Genomic DNA, 966 nt, shown 5'->3' on the forward strand with positions numbered 1-966 from the left:
CAGGTTCATTGATTGGTGGCATTGCTGAAACGCAGGAAATGCTTGATTTCTGTGGGCGTATGAACATTTTACCGGAGTGCGAAATGATCAAAATGGATGAGATTAATCAAGCGTTTGATCGTATGGAAAAGTCCGATGTGCGTTATCGTTTTGTCATTGATATGGCTTCATTAAGTGCATAACCTGGTTAATGATTTACAACAGATTTTTTTATCGAAATGCCTAGACGTTTTGCCATTCTGACCAAATTGGCCCGATCGGTTTTCAGCGATCGGGCCGCTTCACTCCAGTTTCCATCAGCTTGCGTAACAGCCGTTAAAATGCACTGTTTTTGAAATTCATTAGTAGCGGTTTTGAGATCCATGCCGGGAGATAGCATGGGTTTCAATTCAGTCGTTTTTTCAACTGAATTCACAGAAATATTTGATGTTGGTAACTCAAGAAACTCCCTATTTAACGAAATAATTCCGGTAGTGGTCGGTTTCGCTTTGGCTTTTAATGAGGCCCGGCTGATGACATGTTCCAGCTCGCGCACATTGCCCGGCCAGTGATACTCCCGTAACGCCAGCTCCGCATCCTGAGACAGTCGTAATTGCCTGATGCCTAATTTTCGACTGGTTTTTTCCAGAAAGTAACCAGCCAGTAATAACACATCCTGATCCCGGTCTTTTAACGGTGGAACCTTGATGGGATAAACCGATAAACGGTGATAAAGATCGGCTCTGAAACGTCCCTCGCTGACCTCTTCCTCAAGGTTTCTATTGGTAGCGGCAATCACGCGAACATCAACCTGTTCGACATTATCTTTACCCACTGGTTGTATTTCACCACTTTGTAATACGCGTAAAAGCTTACTTTGCACGGCTAACGGCAACTCTCCAACTTCATCAAGAAACAGGCTGCCCCCATGGGCTAATTGAAATTTACCCGCTCTTTCACGATCGGCTCCAGTGAAAGCGCCTTTGG

General features: G+C 44.6%; 1 protein-coding gene and 1 pseudogene. One reads left to right on the plus strand and one right to left on the minus strand.

Annotated features, from left to right (window positions below; all coding sequences use genetic code 11):
• Window positions 1-182, plus strand: a pseudogene (locus B3O33_RS07895) (NAD(P)-dependent alcohol dehydrogenase); the annotation flags it as partial.
• A gap of 5 nt (window positions 183-187) precedes the next feature.
• On the opposite strand, the gene B3O33_RS07900 reads toward B3O33_RS07895, so the two are convergent.
• Window positions 188-966, minus strand: a 779-nt coding sequence (locus B3O33_RS07900; RefSeq protein ID WP_292363352.1) for a sigma 54-interacting transcriptional regulator, incomplete at its 5' end; no start/stop codon positions are given.

This window comes from Methylophaga sp. UBA1464 (assembly GCF_002325665.1).
Taxonomy (GTDB): domain Bacteria; phylum Pseudomonadota; class Gammaproteobacteria; order Nitrosococcales; family Methylophagaceae; genus Methylophaga.